Annotated in this window: 5 protein-coding genes; 3 read left to right on the top strand and 2 right to left on the bottom strand. The window is 36.3% G+C overall.

Going from position 1 to position 5132, the window contains the following annotated elements:
• Positions 1–636: MurR/RpiR family transcriptional regulator (locus RT405_RS09450; protein ID WP_313469284.1), on the top strand; the 636-nt coding region annotated here is incomplete at its 5' end.
• Positions 637–969: 333 nt separating this feature from the next.
• Here the strand turns inward: RT405_RS09450 and RT405_RS09445 are convergent.
• Positions 970–1794, bottom strand: a complete 825-nt coding sequence (locus RT405_RS09445) for an undecaprenyl-diphosphate phosphatase (RefSeq protein WP_313469282.1) — start codon at positions 1792–1794, stop codon at positions 970–972.
• A gap of 146 nt (positions 1795–1940) precedes the next feature.
• Positions 1941–2921 (bottom strand): YeiH family protein, encoded by a 981-nt coding sequence (locus RT405_RS09440; RefSeq protein ID WP_313469281.1) that lies wholly within the window; start codon positions 2919–2921, stop codon positions 1941–1943.
• Between the two features lie 165 nt (positions 2922–3086).
• On the opposite strand from RT405_RS09440, the gene RT405_RS09435 reads away from it, so the two are divergent.
• Together RT405_RS09435 and RT405_RS09430 are read left to right on the top strand one after the other, a co-directional pair.
• Positions 3087–4643, top strand: a complete 1557-nt coding sequence (locus RT405_RS09435; RefSeq protein WP_313469280.1) for a chloride channel protein — start codon at positions 3087–3089, stop codon at positions 4641–4643.
• A gap of 140 nt (positions 4644–4783) precedes the next feature.
• On the top strand, positions 4784–5132 hold a 349-nt coding region (locus RT405_RS09430; protein WP_313469287.1), incomplete at its 3' end, for a PTS glucose transporter subunit IIA.

Raw genomic sequence — 5132 nt, 5'->3', positions numbered from 1 at the left:
ATTCAAGAAAAACTTTATAGTGAGATTCAACCAAATGAAGAATTGGAACAAATCAAAAAGAAGTTTTTACTGCAGACACACCATGTATTTAAAGAAACCAATCAAAGCTTGTCTTCTAAGCATGTAGCAGAAGCAACAGCATGGATTAACGAAAGTACCGTGATTTATACTTATGGAGTAGGAGCCTCTCATTTAGTAGCATTGGACTTGCAGCAAAAGTTCAGCAGAATAGGAAAATCCGTTACTTGCTCACAAGATCAGCATTTACTGGCTACTTCCATGTCTGTCGCCACTAAAGATGCGATTTTTTTTGCAGTTTCCAATAGCGGAGAAAAACAAGAAGCGATCGCTTTAATGAGAATAGCGAAGGATCTTGGAATAAGAACTATTTCATTGACAAAAGAATCGGATAATACATTAAGCCGATTGGCAGATATTTCTTTAAAGACAGCTAATACACATGAAGCGCCTTTAAGAAGTGGGGCAACAGCTTCTTTACTGGCTCAAATGTATGCTGTTGATTTATTGTTTTACGATTTCGCTACAAAATACTACCAAAGAACAATCGAAAACTTAGAAAAGTCAAAAGGCGCAATCCGAAAATTAACCCAATATTTAGAACAGGATGCGGAGTGACCCGAGTAAATATTCTACTTAAAAAGTAAAAAAGAGGTTCTGTTATTTTTGGTGTTGGTAAGCAAAATGAATCTATTCCACAATTTTGAAATTTTTGGAGGAGTAGTTGCTGCTTGCAGCCATGTAAAGGATTCAATGCGAATTACGAAACGATGATGCTTCGTTTGAGGCTTGAAAGATTGGAGACACTAAGGCTCCAATCGTTCTCATAGCTTCTTGCAAGCAGATACGTAAATTCCGGAGGAAATTTCACTATCTAAGAGTTACCAACACGATTCGATAAAGAGTCAAAAAAAGAGGTTGTCTTTGATTCACAAAGACAACCTCTTTTTCTTAACCAAATAATGCAAAATATCCTAATACTAGAACCCCTAAGATAATTCGATACCATCCGAAAGCCTTAAAGTCGTTGTTCTTGATGTAACCCATCAAGAATTTGATAGCCAGAACAGAAACAACAAAAGCCACTAACATACCGGTCAGTAATATAGCTGTTTCCATGCCGGTGAAATGAAATCCAAATTTCACCAATTTTAAAGCACTGGCTCCGAACATGACAGGAATAGATAAAAAGAAAGAATATTCAGCTGCAATGTAGCGAGAAGAGCCTAATAAAATGGCACCTAGAATAGTTGCGCCAGAACGAGATGTACCTGGGATCAACGATAACACTTGGAACATCCCAATTAAAAAGGCTGTTTTATAAGTCAAATCCTGGAACGTCTGTATGTATCCATTACGCCCTTTATTACGGTTCTCAATGACAATAAATAAAATACCATAAATAATCAACGTAACTGCAACCGTTACATAATTATATAAGTGTTCATTTAACCAATCGTCAAATAATAATCCTAAAACAGCTGCAGGTAAAACACCTACAATCACTTTATACCAAATAGACATTGTTTCTTGTTTTTCGGCAGCTGATTTTTTAGGCGAAAAAGGATTTAGTCTATGGAAATAGAGGAGGACTACTGCAAGAATTGCTCCTAATTGAATGACAACAAAAAACATTTCTTTAAATGCTGCTGAAGCATCCAATTGAATAAATTCCTCTACTAAAATCATATGGCCCGTGCTGCTGATTGGAAGCCATTCTGTGATACCTTCAACGATTCCTAAAAAAACCGCTTTTAATAATTCAATAAAAACCATGCTGTGCTCCTTTCATTTGTTTCGTTCTATTCAAACACAAAATCAAGTATACCGAAATTTTCATAAACTGCCAAACAAATAAGGGATTCTTTAAAAAAATTTACTGTTCTCCTTTATTCATTCTTATACTAGCTGAAAAACTGAAATTATAGTTGTCCCTGTAAAAGTTGTACCAATAAACTGCTGGCAGCTACAAAGAACCAGGTGATTAAGCCCAATAAGATTGGTTTAGGGCCGGTTTTTATCATCTCTTTAAAATTAGCCGTTAAACCGATTGCACCTAAAGCCATAGCAATCATGAAGAGAGAAGCAGTTTTTGTCATAGCAATAAAGCCTGCGGGCAAAACACCTGTGCTGCTAATAATGGAAGCGACTAAAAACCATAAAATAAACCAAGGAAAAATTTGTTTAATGGACACTTTTTCACTGGATTGTTTTTTCTTATAAATCTGGATACCAGCAATCAACAATGAAATAGGAATGATCAGTGTAGCACGAGTTAATTTAACAATTGTAGCATAATCGCCGGCAGCTTCACTGTAACTGTAACCAGCAGCCACAACAGAAGAAGTATCATTGATGGCTGTTCCAGCCCATAAACCGAAGCCTGCATCGCTAAGATGTAAAAGGTGCCCCAAAAATGGAAAAAGAAAGACAGCAATCACATTAAATAAGAAAATAGTAGAAATAGAAAGTGCAACTTCGTCCTCTTCAGCTTCAATAATAGGAGAAACAGCAGCAATAGCTGAACCACCGCAAATAGCCGTTCCAACACCAACTAAAATTTTAAGATTAGAGGGGATTTTCAACCATTTTCCCACTAAAAAAGCACTAAGAAAAGCGACAGAGATAGTAATAAGGGTAACTCCAAGAGAAGAGATACCAGTTTGTCCAATATCCTGGATATTTAGACTAAAACCAAGCAAGATAATCGACCATTGCAGTATTTTTTTAGCAGCAAGTTTTATTCCAGGCTGAAAATCAGCTCCGACTCCAATAGTATTTTTAAGTAATAAACCGATAATGACAGCAAAAACAGCACCGCCGATAATTGGAAAGAAATTTCCTAAGACTGTAGCGATGACCGCAATTAAACCAGTTAAAATAAGTCCTTTTATTTTGTTCATACTAAATAAATAACTCCTTTCTTTACCTCTTAATACTATAGCATAACCTATGAGATTAAATGGATAAAAAAATAACTGGGAAAAAAATACATTCAGATTGCTCTTGAAAATGTAAAGAATAAATAATACTCTAAATAAGTAGCAAGTATAGAAAGGACCGAATAAATGAAAATAAACAAACAATATAGATTATGGGATGATACACGAATCGTTCTGATGGGAAAGGGAATCTTAGTTGGTTTGCTGGCAGGCTTTATAGTTAGCTTATTCAGATTAGCCATCGAGCTGATATTAAAACAGGTTAAAATAATCTATCTATTCTTAACACAACAACCACAGTGGTTGATTGGCTGGATTCTACTGTCTGTTGTGCTGGCTGTTTTTCTTGGCCATCTGATTCATTCAGAGTCCAATATTAAAGGCAGCGGTATCCCGCAAGTTGAAGGACAATTACAGGGAACAGTTGAATTATACTGGTGGCCTGTATTATGGAAAAAATTTATCGGTGGTATATTAGCCATTGGATCTGGTTTATTTCTTGGCAGAGAAGGCCCGTCAATACAACTGGGTGCTATGACAGGACAAGGAGTAAACCAACTGTTTAAAGGCAAACGAATGGATGAAAAAATATTGCTTTCAAGTGGAGCAAGTGCTGGATTGTCTGCGGCATTCAATGCTCCATTAGCTGGCTTGTTATTTGTTTTAGAAGAAGTACACCATAATTTTTCTCCTTTAATCGGGTTAACATCACTGGCATCTGCCGTGACAGCTAATTTTGTTTCTTTAAATTTTTTCGGACTAAAACCGATTTTAGACATAGGAAGCCTTACCCCTTTGCCACTTAGCGAGTACGGCCACCTGCTTATATTAGGATTTTTATTAGGGTTGTTTGGGTTGATGTATCAAAAAGTTTTATTGTTATTGCCGCGTTTATATGGAAAGATACCTTGCTTATCTTCTAAATATTATAGTATTGTCCCTTTTTTATTAATTATTCCTATTGGACTTTTTGCGCCTGATTTACTGGGCGGAGGCAATGAATTGATTATTCAGTTAGGGTTATCTTCTCCAACTATCGGTATATTGGCCAGTTTGTTTGTCTTGCGATTTATTTTTTCAATGGTTTCTTATGGCAGTCAACTGCCAGGCGGTATCTTTTTACCGATTCTTACATTAGGTGCAATTTTAGGCTCCTTATACGGGAACCTGGCTGTTGAATTTGTCGGTATGGACCCTATTTATATCAGCAGCTTTATTGTTTTATCAATGGCTGGTTATTTTACAGCTATTGGAAAAGCCCCTTTAACGGCTATTATTCTAGTGACCGAAATGGTGGGAAGTTTGAATCAGTTAATGCCTTTAGCAGTGGTATCATTGGTGTCTTATACCATCGCTGACTTAACAGGAGCAAAACCAATCTATGAAGCTTTATTGGAACGTTTAGTTGGAAAAGACAGATACGCCCTTAAAGGCAGGAAAGAAATAATTGAAGTAACCGTTCAAGCAGAAAGCATTTTAGACGGTGGGATGATTCGTGATTTTAAATGGCCTAAAGAAGCGTTGTTAACTTCTATTCGCCGTGGCGAAAGCGAGATCATTACTCACGGGGATACAGTAATGCATTTAGGAGATACCTTGATTATTTTAACAGATGAAGGAGTAACACAAAAAGTTCGTGAACAAATTAAAGAGATGAGTGAGTATAAAGACAAACGAATTTAAAGAAAAAACTGAATGGAGTAAAGGCTTTCGTTTGTCTTCAAAAATAGGAGCTTTTATGTTACTATGATACTGAGAACTTTTCATACAGATGTTCGATGAAAAGAACTATAGAATTTTTAAGGAGATGAGTATATATGGGAATGTTTGATTTTTTAAAGAAAAAAGACACAACACCTGAAAATAGCCCTGTAAAGTTGTATGCACCGGCAAACGGGAAATTGATTTCAATTGATGAAGTTTCAGATCCTGTTTTTTCACAAAAAATGATGGGAGACGGTTTCGCTGTTATTCCAACAGACGGAAAAATCACATCACCAGCTGCTGGTAAAGTATTAAGTGTTTTTCCAACTCAACATGCAGTGGGCCTTTTACTTGAAAATGGCGTAGAAATCTTATTGCATATGGGATTAGATACAGTAGAATTAAACGGTGGACCTTTTGAAACGGCCGTTAAAGAAGGCGATGAAGTAACTGAAAATACAGTGATGT

The organism is Carnobacterium sp. (assembly GCF_032094055.1).
GTDB lineage: Bacteria > Bacillota > Bacilli > Lactobacillales > Carnobacteriaceae > Carnobacterium_A.
This window is presented reverse-complemented; position numbering and strand designations above follow the sequence as displayed.